At 69.2% G+C, this 15,220-nt stretch carries 12 protein-coding genes; 4 read left to right on the forward strand and 8 right to left on the reverse strand.

Annotated elements, in window-relative coordinates:
* Positions 1–12 precede the first annotated feature (12 nt).
* From odhB to DK419_RS08480, 8 genes are all read right to left on the reverse strand, one after another.
* Positions 13–1,299 carry a 2-oxoglutarate dehydrogenase complex dihydrolipoyllysine-residue succinyltransferase gene (odhB, locus tag DK419_RS08450; protein ID WP_109958685.1) on the reverse strand — a complete coding sequence of 429 codons (1,287 nt, stop codon included), beginning with the start codon at positions 1,297–1,299 and terminating at the stop codon, positions 13–15.
* Positions 1,300–1,379: 80 nt separating this feature from the next.
* On the reverse strand, positions 1,380–4,334 hold the full coding sequence (locus DK419_RS08455; protein WP_109958686.1) for a 2-oxoglutarate dehydrogenase E1 component: 2,955 nt from the start codon (positions 4,332–4,334) through the stop codon (positions 1,380–1,382).
* 210 nt (positions 4,335–4,544) lie between these two features.
* A complete protein-coding gene (gene sucD, locus DK419_RS08460) occupies positions 4,545–5,429 on the reverse strand; it encodes a succinate--CoA ligase subunit alpha (RefSeq protein WP_109958687.1) in 885 nt (294 codons plus the stop codon).
* Between the two features lie 4 nt (positions 5,430–5,433).
* Complete coding sequence (locus DK419_RS28545) at positions 5,434–5,769, reverse strand: hypothetical protein (protein ID WP_162561171.1); 336 nt, start codon at positions 5,767–5,769, stop codon at positions 5,434–5,436.
* 30 nt (positions 5,770–5,799) lie between these two features.
* Positions 5,800–6,999 (reverse strand): ADP-forming succinate--CoA ligase subunit beta, encoded by a 1,200-nt coding sequence (gene sucC, locus DK419_RS08465; RefSeq protein WP_109958688.1) that lies wholly within the window; start codon positions 6,997–6,999, stop codon positions 5,800–5,802.
* A 79-nt stretch (positions 7,000–7,078) separates the two neighbouring features.
* Positions 7,079–8,041: a malate dehydrogenase gene (gene mdh / locus DK419_RS08470; protein WP_109958689.1), complete on the reverse strand. Its 963-nt coding sequence runs from the start codon at positions 8,039–8,041 to the stop codon at positions 7,079–7,081.
* Between the two features lie 249 nt (positions 8,042–8,290).
* A complete protein-coding gene (locus DK419_RS08475; RefSeq protein ID WP_109958690.1) occupies positions 8,291–8,977 on the reverse strand; it encodes a TetR/AcrR family transcriptional regulator in 687 nt (228 codons plus the stop codon).
* A gap of 104 nt (positions 8,978–9,081) precedes the next feature.
* Entirely contained in the window at positions 9,082–9,642 is a 561-nt protein-coding gene (locus DK419_RS08480; protein ID WP_109958691.1) for a DUF533 domain-containing protein, read from the reverse strand.
* Positions 9,643–10,182: 540 nt separating this feature from the next.
* Here DK419_RS08480 and DK419_RS08485 point away from each other — a divergent pair.
* The 4 genes from DK419_RS08485 to ccmE all read left to right on the forward strand — a co-directional run bounded on the left by DK419_RS08485 (position 10,183) and on the right by ccmE (position 15,089).
* A complete protein-coding gene (locus DK419_RS08485; RefSeq protein WP_162561172.1) occupies positions 10,183–10,878 on the forward strand; it encodes a class I SAM-dependent methyltransferase in 696 nt (231 codons plus the stop codon).
* A 458-nt stretch (positions 10,879–11,336) separates the two neighbouring features.
* The gene (locus DK419_RS08490; RefSeq protein ID WP_109958693.1) at positions 11,337–13,103 is read left to right on the forward strand and encodes an SLC13 family permease; all 1,767 of its coding nucleotides are present in this window, start codon (positions 11,337–11,339) and stop codon (positions 13,101–13,103) included.
* A gap of 96 nt (positions 13,104–13,199) precedes the next feature.
* A complete protein-coding gene (gene ccmI / locus DK419_RS08495) occupies positions 13,200–14,348 on the forward strand; it encodes a c-type cytochrome biogenesis protein CcmI (protein WP_109958694.1) in 1,149 nt (382 codons plus the stop codon).
* Positions 14,349–14,600: 252 nt separating this feature from the next.
* Positions 14,601–15,089 (forward strand): cytochrome c maturation protein CcmE, encoded by a 489-nt coding sequence (gene ccmE, locus DK419_RS08500; protein ID WP_109958695.1) that lies wholly within the window; start codon positions 14,601–14,603, stop codon positions 15,087–15,089.
* Positions 15,090–15,220 lie beyond the last annotated feature (131 nt).

Genomic DNA, 15,220 nt, shown 5'->3' on the forward strand with positions numbered 1-15,220 from the left:
TGTTTGTTGATCCTAGAGGTCGAGCACGAGGCGCGCCGGGTCCTCCAGGGCTTCCTTGACCCGCACCAGGAAGGTCACGGCCTCCTTCCCGTCGACGATGCGGTGATCGTAGGACAGGGCGAGGTACATCATCGGCCGCGCCTCGATCTTGCCGCCTCGCACGACCGGACGCTCCTCGATGCGGTGCATGCCGAGGATGCCCGATTGCGGCGCGTTGAGGATCGGGGTCGACATCAGCGAGCCGTAGATGCCGCCGTTGGTGATCGTGAACGTGCCGCCCTGCATGTCCTCGATCGACAGCTTGCCGTCGCGGGCCTTGCGGCCGAAGCCGGTGATGGCCTTCTCGATCCCGGAGATCGACAGCTGGTCGGCATCGCGCACCACCGGCACGACCAAGCCCTTGTCGGTGCCCACCGCGATGCCGACGTGGTAGTAGTTCTTGTAGACGATGTCCTGGCCGTCGATCTCGGCGTTCACCGCCGGCACGTCCTTCAGGGCGCCGATCACCGCCTTGGTGAAGAAGCCCATGAAGCCGAGCTTGGCGCCGTGCTTCTTCTCGAACACGTCCTTGTACTGCTGGCGCAGGGCCATCACCGCGCCCATGTCGACGTCGTTGAACGTCGTCAGCATCGCGGCGGTGTTCTGCGCGTCCTTGAGGCGCCGGGCGATGGTCTGGCGCAGCTTGGTCATGCGCACCCGCTCCTCGCGGGAGGCATCGTCCGGCGCCGACGGGGCGCGGGCGACCTGCGGGGCCGGGGCCGGGGCCGGAGCGGAGGCGCCCGACGAGATCGCCGAGAGCATGTCGCCCTTGGTGACGCGGCCGTCCTTGCCGCTGCCCTTCACGGACGACGGATCGACGCCGGATTCCTGGGCCAGGCGCGCGACGGCCGGGCCGTTGTCGCCGGCCGAGTGGCCCCCAGTACCTTGATTCTTGGGCGCGGCGTCGCCGTGGCTGCCGTAGGAAGCGGAGGACGACTTGGCGGGCGCCTCGGCGGCGGCCTTCGGGGCCTCCTTGGGGGCCTCCGCCTTCGGGGCGGCCGCGCCGTTGCCGGCGGAGGCGCCGCCCTCGACGATGGAGCCGAGGAGCGCGCCGGGCTCGACCGTCTCGCCGTCCTTGGCGACGATCTCGCCGAGCTGGCCCGAGGCCGGGGCGTTGACCTCGAGGGTGACCTTGTCGGTCTCGAGCTCGACCAGCGGCTCGTCGGCCTTCACGGTGTCGCCGGGCTTCTTGAACCAGCGGCCGATCGTGGCCTCGCTCACGGACTCGCCGAGCGTCGGGACGCGGATTTCGGTGGCCATGTCTTCCGTCAGGGTTGGGGCGGTGGGGTGCCCGGAAAAAGGTCAGGCGGCGCCCCGGAAGGGGCGCCGGTGAAGGGAGATCAGACCGCCAGGGCCTCGTTGAGGAAGGCCTGGAGCTGGTCGAGGTGCTTCGACATCAGGCCGACGGCGGTCGAGGCCGAGGCCGGGCGGCCGACGTAGCGCGGACGCTTGGAGGCGGAGCCGGCCTGGTTCAGGACCCACTCCAGGTAGGGCTCGACGAAGGCCCACGAGCCCATGTTCTTGGGCTCCTCCTGGCACCACACCACCTCGGCGTTGCGGAACCGCGAGATCTCGGTGGCGAGCGACTTCAGCGGGAACGGGTAGAGCTGCTCGACGCGCATCAGGTACACGTCGGAGATGCCGCGCTTCTCGCGCTCCTCGTAGAGGTCGTAATAGACCTTGCCCGAGCAGAGCACGACGCGACGGACCTTGTCGTCCTTCGACAGCTTCACGCCGTCCTGCGCCTTCTCGGCGTCGTCCCACAGCACCCGGTGGAAGGTCGAGCCCTCGGCGATGTCCGACAAAGCCGAGACCGCCCGCTTGTGGCGCAGGAGCGACTTCGGGGTCATCAGCACCAGCGGCTTGCGGAAGTCCCGCTTCAGCTGGCGGCGCAGGATGTGGAAGTAGTTCGAGGGCGTCGTGCAGTTGGCGACCTGCATGTTGTCCTCGGCGCACATCTGCAGGTAGCGCTCCAGGCGAGCGGAGGAATGCTCCGGACCCTGGCCCTCGTAGCCGTGCGGCAGGAGCATCACCAGGCCCGACATGCGCAGCCACTTGCGCTCGCCGCTACTGATGAACTGGTCGACCACGACCTGCGCGCCGTTGGCGAAGTCGCCGAACTGCGCCTCCCACAGCACCAGGGAGTTCGGCTCGGCGAGCGAGTAGCCGTACTCGAAGCCGAGCACCGCCTCCTCCGAGAGCATCGAGTTGATGACCTCGTAGCGGCTCTGGCCGTCCTTGATGTGGTTGAGGGGCGTGTAGCGCTCCTCGTTCTCCTGGTCGATCACAACCGAGTGGCGCTGCGAGAAGGTGCCGCGCTCGACGTCCTGGCCCGACAGGCGGACCCGGTGCCCTTCCGTGAGGAGCGAGCCGAAGGCCAGGGCCTCGGCGGTCGCCCAGTCCAGGCCCTCGCCGGTCTCGATCGCCTTGGCGCGGTTGTCGAGGAAGCGCCGGATGGTGCGGTGCAGGTGGAAGTCCTGCGGCACCGTGGTGATTCGGTTGCCGATCTCCCGCAGGGTGTCGGCCGGCACGCCGGTGCGGCCGCGGCGCGGGTCGTCCTCGTCCTCGCGCACCGCCTTCAGGCCCGACCAGCGGCCGTCGAGCCAGTCGGCCTTGTTGGCCTTGTAGGCGGTGGCGATGTCGAACTCGCTGTCGAGGGTCGCCCGGAACTCGGCCTTGCGGTCGTCGAGCTCCTTCTGGCTCACCACGCCGGTCTCGGTCAGCCGCTTGCCGTAGGTCTCGAGCGTCGAGGGGTGCTTGCGGATGATCTGGTACATCTTCGGCTGGGTGAACGCGGGCTCGTCGCCCTCGTTGTGGCCGAAGCGGCGGTAGCAGAGCATGTCGATCACGACAGGCTTGTGGAACTTCTGCCGGTACTCGGTGGCGATCTTGGCCGCGAAGGTGACGGCCTCGGGGTCGTCGCCGTTGCAGTGGAAGATCGGCGCCTCGACCATCTTCGCCACGTCGGACGGGTAGGGCGAGGAGCGCGAGAAGCGCGGATCGGTGGTGAAGCCGATCTGGTTGTTGATGATGAAGTGGATCGAGCCGCCGGTGCGGTGGCCCTTCAGGCCCGAGAGGCCGAAGCACTCCGCCACCACGCCCTGGCCCGCGAAGGCCGCGTCGCCGTGGATGAGGAGCGGCAGCACGGTGGTGCGCTGCTCGTCGCCGGTCTGGTCCTGCTTCGCCCGCACCTTGCCGAGCACCACCGGATCGACGATCTCGAGGTGCGAGGGGTTGGCGGTCAGCGACAGGTGGACGGTGTTGCCGTCGAAGGCCCGGTCGCTCGAGGCGCCGAGGTGGTACTTCACGTCACCCGAGCCCTCGACCTCGGCCGGGGACGACGAGCCGCCCTTGAACTCGTGGAAGATCGCCCGGAAGGGCTTCGACATCACGTTGGCGAGCACGTTGAGCCGGCCGCGATGGGCCATGCCGAGCACGATGTCGGTGACGCCGAGCGCGCCGCCGCGCTTGATGATCTGCTCCAGCGCCGGGACCATCGCCTCGGAGCCGTCGAGGCCGAAGCGCTTGGTGCCGGTGTACTTGAGGTCGAGGAACTTCTCGAAGCCCTCGGCCTCGATCATCTTGTTGAGGATCGCCCGCCTTCCCTGCTCGGTGAACGAGATCTCCTTGTCCTTGCCCTCGATGCGCTCCTGGATCCAGGCCTTCTCCTCCGGATCGGAGATGTGCATGAACTCGACGCCGAGGGTCTGGCAGTAGGTCCGCTCCAGGATCGCGACGATCTCCCGGATGGTGCCGAATTCGAGGCCGAGCACGTTGTCGAGGAAGATCGGGCGGTCCCAGTCGGACTCGGCGAAGCCGTAATGCTGCGGGTGCAGCTCCTCGTGGTCGCCGCGCGGCTGCAGGCCCAGCGGATCGAGCTTGGCATGCAGGTGGCCGCGCATGCGGTAGGCGCGGATCAGCATGATCGCGCGCACGGAATCCTTGGTGGCCTGCTGCACGTCGGCCGGAGCGACCGCTTGGCCCTTGGCCTCCTGCTTGGCCTTGATCTTCTCGCCGACCGCCTTCTCGATCTGCGCCCAGTTGCCGTCCAGCGCCGAGACGATGTCGCCGTTGGCGACGACCGGCCAGTTCGGCTTCGTCCAGGACGCGCCTTCCGCGTTCTTGACGACGATCGCGCTCTCCTCCTTCAGGCCGGAGAAGAAGCTGCGCCACTCGGGATCGACCGCGTTGGGATCCCGGGTGTAGGTCGCGTAGAGCTCCTCGATGTAGTCGGCGTTGCCTCCGTAGAGGAACGAGGTTCCGAGGAGGGCGTCGTTCGCGTCCTGGCGTGCCATGGCGATCTGTCTATCCGCGCTGGTCGATCGATGCGCCGGCTTCTCAAGCCCGGTTGCGGCGGGAGAATGGCATCTTGTCGACGGTGGGGGCGCCCGGATATCCGGGCGCCAGGGTGTCTTACGAACTCAAGAGAGTTGACGTTTGCTTGCGATGTGGGTGCGGAACCGAAATTCCGCACGCCACGCCTGCCATGCGCGAGGCGAAGGGCTTCAACCCTTCAGGACCTCGACCAGGGTCTTGCCGAGGCGGGCCGGCGACGGCGAGACGCGGATGCCCGCCTCCTCCATCGCGGCGATCTTGTCCTCGGCGCCGCCCTTGCCGCCCGAGATGATCGCGCCGGCGTGCCCCATGCGGCGGCCGGGAGGCGCCGTGCGGCCGGCGATGAAGCCGACCATCGGCTTCTTGCGGCCGCGCTTGGCCTCGTCACGAATGAACTGCGCCGCCTCTTCCTCGGCCGAGCCGCCGATCTCGCCGATCATCACGATCGACTCGGTCTTGTCGTCCTTGAGGAACATCTCCAGCATGTCGATGAACTCGGTGCCCTTGACCGGGTCGCCGCCGATGCCGACCGCGGTGGTCTGGCCGAGGCCCTCGTTGGTGGTCTGGAACACCGCCTCGTAGGTCAGCGTGCCGGAGCGCGACACGATGCCGACCGAGCCCGGACGGAAGATGTTGGCCGGCATGATGCCGATCTTCGACTCGCCGGCGGTGACGATGCCGGGGCAGTTCGGGCCGATGAGGCGCGACTTCGAGCCCTCGAGCGAGCGCTTGACGCGCACCATGTCGAGGACCGGGATGCCTTCCGTGATGCAGACGATCAGCGGGATCTCGGCGTCGATCGCCTCGCAGATCGCGTCGGCGGCGCCCGGCGGCGGCACGTAGACCACCGAGGCGTCGGCGCCGGTGGCGTGACGGGCCTCCTTCACGGTGTCGAACACCGGCAGGCCGAGATGGGTCGCGCCGCCCTTCCCCGGCGAGGTGCCGCCGACCATCTTGGTGCCGTAGGCGATCGCCTGCTCGGAGTGGAAGGTCCCGTTCTTGCCGGTGAAGCCCTGGCAGATGACCTTGGTGTTCTTGTCGATGAGGATGGACATGCTGTCAGAGACTCCGTGGGATTAGCGGGCGCTTTGCGATTCGGGGCCACAGCTTCATCAGGACAACACTGAGAGCGGCAACGACCGGCGCGACCACGATCAAAACTAGAAGGACGAACAAGCCGCCTGGACCACAATCCCGGTCGTAAATTGGGTAATTCTCATTTTCCCAACCGACGATTTGAGGATTTGAACAGTAGATCAAATCCGAGACTGCAATCACCGCGACTGCGGAAATCAGGACGAGGATTGCGCACCCAAGATAGAAGCCGAACCGCGCGGACAGTCGGATCCCGATCAGCAGCGGGATTCCAGCCAGTACCAGCACGAGTGTCAGCATGCATGTCAGGAGCGCAATCCAGATCAAAGGTCAGTGTCCGCCGCGCACCGCCGCGACGATCTTCTGCGCCGCGTCGTCGAGGTCGTCGGCCGGGATCACGTTGAGGCCCGAGGAGCGGATGATCTCCTTGCCCTTCTCGACGTTGGTGCCCTCGAGGCGCACCACCAGCGGAACCTGGAGGCCCACGGTCTTGACGGCCGCGATCACCCCGTTGGCGATCACGTCGCACTTCATGATGCCGCCGAAGATGTTGACCAGGATGCCCTTCACGTTCGGGTCGGCGGTGATGATCTTGAAGGCCGCGGTGACCTTCTCCTCCGAGGCGCCGCCGCCCACATCGAGGAAGTTCGCCGGCTCCTCGCCGTAGAGCTTGATGATGTCGAGGGTCGCCATGGCAAGGCCGGCGCCGTTCACCATGCAGCCGATGGTGCCGTCCAGCGCGATGTAGGCCAGGTCGTACTTCGAGGCCTCGATCTCCTTCTCATCCTCCTCGGTGATGTCGCGCAGCTGCACGATCTCCGGGTGACGGTAGAGGCTGTTCGAATCGAACGAGATCTTGGCGTCCAGGCACTTCAGGTGCCCGTCCTTGGTGACGATGAGCGGGTTGATCTCCAGCATGCTCATGTCCTTGGCGGTGAACGCCTTGTACAGCTTGCTGGTGAGGTCCTCCGCCTCCTTGGCGAGCGGGCCGGTGAGGCCGAGCGCCTTCGCCACGGCGCGGCCGTGATGCGGCAGCGCGCCGGTGGCCGGATCGATCGAGAAGGTGATGATCTTCTCGGGCGTGTCGTGGGCGACCTGCTCGATGTCCATGCCGCCCTCGGTCGAGACCACGAAGGCGACCTTGCCGGTCTCGCGGTCGACGAGCATCGACAGGTAGAACTCGGTCTCGATGTCCGAGCCGTCCTCGATGTAGAGGCGGTTGACCTGCTTGCCGGCCTCGCCGGTCTGCACCGTCACGAGGGTGCGGCCGAGCATCTGCTCGGAGAAGGCCTTGACCTCCTCGACCGACTTGGCGAGGCGCACGCCGCCCTTCTCGCCGGCCTCGGCCTCCTTGAACTTGCCCTTGCCGCGCCCGCCGGCGTGGATCTGGGACTTCACGACCCAGAGCGGACCGCCGAGCTCGTTGGCGGCGGCCTCGGCCTCGGAGGCCTTGAAGATGGCGCGGCCGTTCGAGACCGGCAGGCCGAACTCCTTGAGGACGGCCTTGGCTTGATACTCGTGGATGTTCATGGGGCGACAAGCTTTCTGATGACAGGCGGGGCGCGGGAAGGCGGCGCGGGGAGATCCCTGCGCCGCTCGTGTCAGGCGTTTAAGCCAGCGCGCCGTTGATGCCCTTGCAGGCCTCGACCAGGCCCTTCACGGAATTGACCGACTTCTCGAACATCGCCTTCTCCTCACCGGAGAACTCGACCTCGACGATGCGCTCGACGCCGTTCTCGCCGATCACGATCGGCACGCCGATGAACAGGCCGTCGACGCCGTACTGGCCGGTGAGGTGGGCCGCGCAGGGCAGGACCCGCTTCTTGTCCTTGAGGTAGCTCTCGGCCATCGCGATGGCCGACGCCGCCGGCGCGTAGAAGGCCGAGCCGGTCTTGAGCAGGTTGACGATCTCGCCGCCGCCCTTGCGGGTCCGCTCGACCATCGCGTCGAGCTTCTCCTGGGTGGTCCAGCCCAGCTTGACGAGGTCGGGCAGCGGCACGCCGGCCACCGTCGAGTAGCGCACCAGCGGCACCATGTCGTCGCCGTGGCCGCCGAGCACGAAGGCGGTGACGTCCTCGACCGAGACCTGGAACTCTTCCGCCAGGAAGTGGCGGAAGCGGGCCGAGTCGAGCACGCCGGCCATGCCGACGATCTTCTTCGGGTCGAGGCCGGAGAACTTCTGCAGCGCCCACACCATCGCGTCGAGCGGGTTGGTGATGCAGATCACGAAGGCGTTCGGGGCGTGGGTCTTGATGCCGGTGCCGACCGCTTCCATCACCTTCAGGTTGATGCCGATCAGGTCGTCGCGGCTCATGCCGGGCTTGCGCGGCACGCCGGCGGTGACGATCACCACGTCGGCGCCGGCGATCGCGCTGTAGTCGCTGGCGCCCGAGTACTTGGCGTCGAAGCCGTCGACCGGAGCCGACTCGGCGATGTCGAGGCCCTTGCCCTGCGGCACGCCGTCGGCGATGTCGAACAGCACGATGTCGCCCAGCTCCTTGAGGCCGGCGAGGTGCGCGAGCGTGCCGCCGATCTGTCCAGCGCCGATGAGCGCGATCTTCTTGCGTGCCATGTAGAACCGATCCTTCGCGGTGTGGTGGAACCGTCGGGGGCCGGGGTCCGCTCGCGAGGAGCCCGCGCCGGCGGGTGCCTCTTTGGCGAAAAAAGCCCGTGCCGACAACCCGAAGGCCCTGCGCGAGGCGTGCCGGGAGCGCCGAGGCCCCGCTCACGGCGCGTCACACGATCGAAATCGGCCTTGAATTTCAATATATTGCGGTGGCGCTCAAGCGAACGTTACAATTTCGACAGTTTGTAAGCGCCACTACAGGGTTCCGATGCGCAGGATCCGCAGCATCGCCCGGATGACCGCGCCGAGGCGGGCCTCGATCAGGTCGCGGGGCACCTCGGCGTCGAGCTGGATCGAGACCGGGTGCAGGAAACGGTGGCTGGTATCGAAGATGAAGGCGAGCCCGCGCTCGCGGTCGCGCAGGGAGAAGGTGCCGGCATTCATCCCCTCCTCGATCACCCGCTCGACGAGCTGGCGCAGGCGGCCGCGGTGGCGCCGGGCGATCGGCCGGGACTCGACGGTGGCGTCGCGGTGGACGGCGAAGAGGTGGGGATCGCGCGCCAGCACCTCGCGCTGCATCGAGGCGAGGGCGAGCAGCAGGCGCTCGAGCTTGTCGTCGGCGGGGTCCGGCGCGTCCGCGATGGAGCCGAGCTCGGCCTCGACCTCCCGCAGCCAGCGGCCCGCGACGGCGTCGACGAGGGCGGTCTTCGACGGGAAGTAGCGGTAGACGTTGGCGTGGGTCATGCCCGCCTCGGCCGCGACCCCGACCACGGTGACCTGCCGGTGGCCGAGCCGGCGCAGGTGGTCGGCGGCGATGGCGAGAAGCCGCGCGTCGGCGGAGGGCGGCGCCGGCCGGGCGCGGGGCCCCGGCCCGGTCGGAGGAAGCCCGTCGGCCGGGTTCAGCTCGTCGCGGGACTGGGCGCCGGGGCGGCTGCGGGGCATGGAACTCGAGAAGGATCGGGATCGACGGCGCGACGATCCCGCCAGGGTAACGGCCAGCCAGCGGCAAGAGAAGCCCCGCGCGGACGGGGCGGAGGACGTAAGTCTCAGACCCGGTAGCGCCGGTGCAGGCTCGAGACCACGTCCTCGGCCAGGCCCAGACGCTCGGCCAGATACGCGAGGTAGAGCTGGTTGACCCTGCGGCGCTGGTCGACGGCGAGCAACGAGGCGACGTAGGCGTAGGCGCCGAGGTCGGCGTCCAGGATCGCGTCGAGGAGGTCGCCGAGCGCGAGCGGCGCGGCGAGCGCCTTGTCGAGGCGCTGGCGCTCGGCCTCGGCGGCGCTGATCCGGGCGAGGGCGTCGCGCACCGGGGCCGGATCCTGGCGGCGCCCCTGCGCCAGGAAGGCCGCCGCCATCGCCTGGATCACGAGGTCGCGCTGGGCTGGCTCCAGCACCCGCAGGTTCAGGGTGAGCGGCACCAGGGTCTGGTGGCGGTTCTGCAGGAAGGCGTGCAGCACCTTCTGGCCCAGCGCCTCGGTCACCACCGCGTCGGCGCGGCCCGCCCGCCGGTCGCGGCGCGAGGCCCGGGCCGGGACGGCCTCCGGCTCCTCGATCTCCTCGACCGGGTCGCCGTGCCCGAAGGCGCGGGTGAGGAAGGCGAAGCTCATGCGGGGGGTCTCTGGCGGAGTCTCGGGCCGGGTCTCGGGTCCTGCGGTCGGGCACCAACGTGCGACCGCCCGACGGGCTCCGCCGGATCGGACACAGGACCGTCACGTCGACGCTGAACCGGTCGAGGTCGACCGCGACATCCCCGCCCCGAGATGCCGGGTGCGGTCCCGGGTCGTGACGACGTGCCGGAGCGTCGGCAGAGATTCGGCGAAGGAGAGTTCGGCCCCGCTCGCGATCCATGGGGCTTGGCGACCGCCTCCCGACGATCACCGGCGGGGGCGGATGCGATGGTTCTTGAGCCGCGCCGGATCGCGCCGCAACCGGGCGCGGCCCCAATTCTTTGATTGTGCCGCATTTTCTGCGACGATCCGGTATCCACCTCGTTGGAAGATGCTCCGGCGGATGAGAGGTCGGGAGTGGGAATGCGGCGGTTCCGCGTGCCTGTTGCACGCCGGCAGCGACGCTGTTTACGCGCTGACGCTGATGCCTCATGATCCTGGTGCCATCGCACTCGTTGAGCGGGCATCCTGGAGCTGCAGGTGACAAACGATCTCCACCGTCTTTTTCAAAATGTACACGCTCGCTCCCGCCGTGTTCATAAGTGGCACCATTACTTTGATATTTATGAGAAATATTTCTCGGAATATCGAGATAGGGAGATCGTATTCTTGGAAATTGGCGTTTTCGAGGGCGGCTCACTGGAGTTGTGGAGAAAATATTTCGGCAACAAGGCGCGGATCATCGGCGTCGACATCAATCCGGCATGCCTCCAGTTTCAGGAACCGGACATCGAAATCGTCATTGGCGATCAGTCAGACCCAGAATTCCTGAAAGATCTGGTCAACCGCGTGGGTCCGATCGATATCGTTCTCGACGATGGAGGACATACGGCCAATCAGCAAATCACGACATTCGAATATCTCTACCATAATGTGAAGGTTCCTGGGATCTATCTTGTCGAGGACACCCACACCGCCTTCTGGGGTGGGGGATATTCCGATCGCCAGGACCAGAAATCCTTCATGGATTTCGCGTTCGAGCGCTGCCGTTCACTCCACGAATGGACGATGCGGCAATCCGCATTCTGGCACCTCGGAACACCGCCGACGCTCAGGGAGCCAGGGAAAATCCCGGTCTCGGACTTCTGTCGCCTGACGAACTCCATCTCGTTCTACGACAGCGTGGTGGTGTTCGAGCGGGCCTTGAGAGAGGAACCGTGGCACGAGATTCGGTAGGCCATCGCCACCCCTGATACCGGCTCCGGACGAGGCCGTCCGGAGCCGGTATCACGAGCCCGCGCGGTGGAGCCGATGGCTGCCCACGCTTGCGCGGAGCCGAAATCCGCACGGCGAAGCAACCAGGCGGATGTCGTGTGACCGGCACCGGCTTCCCGGCTCTCGTTCCAGCCCCTGTCGAGACCGCATTCCGCGTCCAGGCATCGGGTGAGCGACGCATGTCGCGGCCGGTGGGGGAGCGTCCCGTCGGACCCTCGCACCGGCCAGCCAGCCCGGCACGATCGGCGGCCGATCGGCGCCGCTCGGCGAACTCTCGAGCGATCCCGCCCTGGGCGCCGCCGCGCTCCACCCAATCTAAGGAGGCCCTGCACCCCGCATCAGGATCACCGCCCCGGCATGACACGCCCTCAACCGTCCGTCCGGAGCCTTAGCCGGAGCCTTTGCCGGAGCCCCCGCGCATGACCCTCGACCAGGGCCTCGCCTTCGGCCTCATCGGGGTCACCGTTCTGCTCTTCATCTGGGGCCGGCTGCCCTACGATCTCGTGGCCCTTCTCTCCCTCGTCGCCGCCGTGGCGCTCGGGCTGGTGCCGGCGTCGAAGGCGTTCGACGGCTTCGCCGACGACGTGGTGATCATCGTGGCGAGCGCGCTGGTGATTTCCGCGGCCGTGTCCCGCTCCGGCGTCGTCGAGAGCGCGATGCGCCCGCTCCTGCCCTATCTGCGAAAACCCCGGCAGCAGGTGCCGGCGCTGGCCGGCGCGGTGATGGGTCTGTCGATCGTCACCAAGAACATCGGCGCCCTCGCGATCTTCATGCCGGTGGCGTTGCAGCTCGGGCGCAAGACCGGCACCTCGGCCTCGCTGCTCCTGATGCCGATGTCCTTCGCCTCGCTGATCGGCGGCCTCGTCACGCTGGTCGGCTCGTCGAACAACATCATCGTCGCGAAGGTGCGGGCCGACGTCGTCGGCGAGCCGTTCGGGATGTTCGACTTCACCCCCGTCGGCCTCGGCCTCGCGGTCGCGGGCCTCGCCTTCCTGTCGGTCGGCTACCGGCTGCTGCCCAGGGACCGGCGCCCGGGAGGCTCGCTCGCCGCCTCGTTCCGGATCGAGGCCTACACCACCGAGGCCTGCCTGCCGGCGGAGTCGCCCCTCGTCGGCGCCACCGTGGGCGAGCTGGAGGCGCTCGGCGACGGCGACGTGACGGTGGCGACCGTGATCCGCGAGCGCTTCCGCCGCTTCGTGCCGGGGCCGGACTGGCGGCTTTCCGCCGGCGACGTCCTGCTCCTCGACGGCGAGCCGGAGGATCTCGAGCGCCTGGTGGCGCGGGCCAAGCTCGTCCTCGTCGGCGCGCAGGCCGCCGGGGAGGAGGTCGCGGTGATCGAGGCGGTGATCCCGGACGGCTCGGCGCTCGTCGGCACCACCGCCGCGGGCGCCGACCTCGCGGCCCGCCACGGCACCGCGCTCCTCGCGGTGAGCCGTTCGGGCGCGGCGATCACTCGGCGCATCGGCAGCGTGCGCCTGCGCGCCGGCGACGTGGTGGTCCTGCGCGCCCCGCCCGAGCGCCTGGCCGACATGCTCTCCGAGTTCGGCCTCCTGCCCCTCGCCGAGCGCAAGCTGGCGCTCGGCCACAGCCGCCGCAGCTACATCCCGATCGTGGTTCTGGCCGGCGCGATGGCGCTGGTCGCCCTCCACCTCGTGCCGGTGGCGATGGCGTTCTTCGGCGCCGCGGTGCTGCTCCTGTGCCTGCGCGTGATGACCATGCACGAGGCCTACGAGACCATCGAGTGGCCGGTGATCGTGCTGCTCGGCGCCCTGATCCCGGTGAGCGACGCGGTGCGGGCCACCGGCGGCACCGACCTGATCGCCGGCGCGCTCTCGAACGCGATGCACTCGGTGCCGCCGATGCTGTCGATCGGGCTCCTGCTGATCGCCGCCATGGCGGTGACGCCGTTCCTCAACAACGCCGCGACGGTGCTGGTGATGGGGCCGATCGGCGCGAGCCTCGCCCAGAAGCTCGGGCTCAACCCCGACCCGTTCCTGATGGCGGTGTCGGTCGGCGCGGCCTGCGACTTCCTCACCCCGATCGGCCACCAGTGCAACACCCTGGTGATGGGCCCGGGCGGCTACCGCTTCGGCGACTACGCCCGCCTCGGCCTGCCGCTCTCCATCATGGTGATCGTCGTCGGCACGCTGCTCATCAGCCTGTTCTGGCCGGTGGCGCCGCGCTGAGGGCGGGGGCGATCCCTTCGGGGATTGCCCGTACGTGACACCGTGTCGCCACGGCCGAGAATCGTGTCTCCCGGGGCCGGGGGATACAGAAGTGGCATGACGGCGATCTGGTTCATCTTCGCGCTCATGACCGGCCTGGCGGTGCTCGCCCTGCTCTGGCCGATGTCGCGCCGCCCCGCCTTCGCGGCCCTGCCGGAGGGCGAGGCGCGGATCGCCACCGAGACCGGCTTCTACCGCGACCAGTTGCGCGAGATCGACCGCGACGCCGCCCGCGGGCTGCTGGCGGCACCCGAGGCGGAGGCCGCCCGGGCCGAGGCCGCGCGCCGCCTCTTGCGGGCGAGCCGCGATCCCGGCCGGAGCCCGGGCGCGGTCGGCGAGCCGGCCCTGCGCCGGCGCCGCGCGGCCTCGGCCTTCGCCCTCTCGACGGTGCCGCTCGTCGCGCTCCTCGTCTACGGCCTGTACGGCTCGCCCGACCTGCCCGCCCAGCCCCAGGCCGAGCGCCTGGCCCATGCCAGGTCGGCCGGCAACGACCTCGCGGCGGCGGTGGCGCAGATCGAGGCCCACCTCGCCAAGGCGCCGGAGGACGGCCGCGGCTGGGCGGTGCTGGCCCCGGTCTATCTCCGCGTCGGGCGCGTCGAGGACGCGATCAAGGCCTACGAGAATTCGCTCCGGATCCTCGGCGACGACGCGAGCCGGCTCGCCGATTACGGCGAGGCCCTGGTGGCGGCGGGCGACGGCGTCGTCTCCTCGAAGGCCCGCGACGCCTTCGAGCGGGCGCTCCGCCAGGATCCCAAGGCGGTCAAGCCGCAATTCTACCTCGCCCGCGCCGCCGAGCAGGACGGCGACCGGGCCCGGGCCCGCAGCCGCTACGCGGCGATGGAAGCGGGCGCGCCGCCCGAGGCGCCCTGGCTGCCGCTGGTGCGCGAGAGCCTCGCCCGCCTCGACGGCACCGCCCCGGCGGCCGCCGGGTCGGCGCCTGCCGCGAATCCCGGCATGAGCGAGGAGCAGCGCGGGATGATCCGCGGCATGGTCGAGGGGCTGGCCCAGCGACTAGCCGAGAAGGGCGGCTCGCCGGAGGAATGGGCCCGGCTGGTGCGCTCCTACGGGGTGCTGGGCGACCGGCCGAAGGCGGAAGCGACCCTGGCCCAGGCGCGCGCGGCGCTCGGGACCGATCCGGGCAAGCTCGCCCCGGTGGAGGAGACGGCGCGGGAGATGGGATTGGGCACCGGGAAGGCGGCGCCGTGATCGGCGCGACGGCAGGGCGCTTGAACCCTCCCTCCCCCGCAGAAGGGGGAGGGTTCAGGCGCGAGCCCTTCGAGGACGCGCGTCCGACAATCATCCCGCCGGCGGACCCCGCCTTTTTCCCGCCTCGCCACGCGAGCCCGGCCGGTGCACAACACACCGACAGAGCCGGCCGCCCCACGCCGGCCCCCCGGGAGACGCCCCGCATGACCCTCGCCGCCCCCCTCCCCCTCCGCCGGCGTTGAGGCCCCGACCATGACGCGCCGGCGCCGCCGTTCCGTCCTCATCCTCGTCTGCGGCGCCGTGCTGGCGGCGGCCCTCGGCCTCGTCCTCACGGCGATGCGCGACACCATCGTGTTCTTCCGCTCCCCCACCGAGGTGGCGAGCCAGAAGGTCGCGCCCGGCACCCGCTTCCGCCTCGGCGGGCTGGTCGAGGCCGGCTCGCTCAAGCGCGAGGCCGACGGGCACGTGGAGTTCGCCGTCACCGATACTGGCTCGACGGTGGCGGTGCGCTACCGCGGCCTGCTGCCCGACCTGTTCCGCGAGGGCCAGGGCGTGGTGACCGAGGGCGTGCTGCAGGCCGACGGGTCCTTCCGGGCCGACACCGTGCTCGCCAAGCACGACGAGACCTACATGCCGCGCGAGGTCGCCGACGCCCTCAAGGCGCAGGGGCGCTGGCAGGAGGGCGGCGCCGCGGCGGCGAAGGGGCAATCCGGCCCGGTCTCGCGCACCGCCACCCAGTAAGACCGCCGCATGCGGCGGCAGGTCTGCGGCACGACGTCCGCGGCGGAAGGTCTGCGGCGGAAGGTCTGCGGCGGAAGGTCTTGGCGGCTCGACGCCGGAAGCGGACTAAGGTGACGCCCGCGCTCCGCCAT

The sequence above is a fragment of the Methylobacterium terrae genome (assembly GCF_003173755.1).
GTDB classification, from domain to species: Bacteria; Pseudomonadota; Alphaproteobacteria; order Rhizobiales; family Beijerinckiaceae; genus Methylobacterium; species Methylobacterium terrae.

Coding starts and splice junctions, on each gene's coding strand:
- odhB (WP_109958685.1), bottom strand. CDS start 1,299: ATGGCCACCGAAATCCGCGTCCCGACGCTCGGCGAGTCCGTGAGCGAG.
- DK419_RS08455 (WP_109958686.1), bottom strand. CDS start 4,334: ATGGCACGCCAGGACGCGAACGACGCCCTCCTCGGAACCTCGTTCCTC.
- sucD (WP_109958687.1), bottom strand. CDS start 5,429: ATGTCCATCCTCATCGACAAGAACACCAAGGTCATCTGCCAGGGCTTC.
- DK419_RS28545 (WP_162561171.1), bottom strand. CDS start 5,769: ATGCTGACACTCGTGCTGGTACTGGCTGGAATCCCGCTGCTGATCGGG.
- sucC (WP_109958688.1), bottom strand. CDS start 6,999: ATGAACATCCACGAGTATCAAGCCAAGGCCGTCCTCAAGGAGTTCGGC.
- mdh (WP_109958689.1), bottom strand. CDS start 8,041: ATGGCACGCAAGAAGATCGCGCTCATCGGCGCTGGACAGATCGGCGGC.
- DK419_RS08475 (WP_109958690.1), bottom strand. CDS start 8,977: ATGCCCCGCAGCCGCCCCGGCGCCCAGTCCCGCGACGAGCTGAACCCG.
- DK419_RS08480 (WP_109958691.1), bottom strand. CDS start 9,642: ATGAGCTTCGCCTTCCTCACCCGCGCCTTCGGGCACGGCGACCCGGTC.
- DK419_RS08490 (WP_109958693.1), top strand. CDS start 11,337: ATGACCCTCGACCAGGGCCTCGCCTTCGGCCTCATCGGGGTCACCGTT.
- ccmI (WP_109958694.1), top strand. CDS start 13,200: ATGACGGCGATCTGGTTCATCTTCGCGCTCATGACCGGCCTGGCGGTG.
- ccmE (WP_109958695.1), top strand. CDS start 14,601: ATGACGCGCCGGCGCCGCCGTTCCGTCCTCATCCTCGTCTGCGGCGCC.